2 protein-coding genes are annotated in these 487 nt (G+C 67.1%); both read right to left on the reverse strand.

Annotated features, from left to right (window positions below; all coding sequences use genetic code 11):
* Nucleotides 1-160: transposase (locus tag G3I71_RS53070; RefSeq protein WP_369335588.1), on the reverse strand; the 160-nt coding region annotated here is incomplete at its 3' end.
* The gene (locus tag G3I71_RS53075) at nt 117-425 is read right to left on the reverse strand and encodes a hypothetical protein (RefSeq protein ID WP_369335589.1); all 309 of its coding nucleotides are present in this window, start codon (nt 423-425) and stop codon (nt 117-119) included. The genes G3I71_RS53075 and G3I71_RS53070, both read right to left, overlap by 44 nt.
* Between the last annotated feature and the right edge of the window lie 62 nt (nt 426-487).

The raw sequence follows: 487 nt of genomic DNA on the forward strand, positions 1-487 counted from the left end.
CCCAGTTTCCCAGAGTTCCTTCACCGAGGCCGAGTTCCCGGGCGACCTGGGCGACCGGACGCGACGTCTCGATCACCATCTTTACGGCCTCTTCGCGATACTCCGGGCTAAATTTCCTACGATTCTGCGACAACCGACTTCCCCTTCCGAGTGATCCCACCGTAGTGGGACCACTGTCCGGAAGGTTCGGGGCGCCTCAGCCCCGGCGCGTGAGCGCGGGGCGAGGTGGAGCAGGGTGAGGAAGTCGCTGCAGGCCACGTGCAGCCAGCGGCGCACGCTGCCGATGCGGGTGGTGTCTCGTCCGCGTGAAGGATGTGCCCCATCACGAGCAGGGCCCGGATCAGGTCCACCGAGTCGTCGACCAGGCCGGCAGCCTCAGGGAGCAGGGAGGCCACCCAGCCGGTGGAGACCTCCGCACCGGTCACGTCCCTGATCAGCCGCGCGGTTCGCTCGACGGGGATGTGCTGGAAGACCAGCAGGTAGACGG

It is taken from the genome of Streptomyces sp. SID12501, assembly GCF_010550245.1.
Classification (GTDB): domain Bacteria; phylum Actinomycetota; class Actinomycetes; order Streptomycetales; family Streptomycetaceae; genus Streptomyces.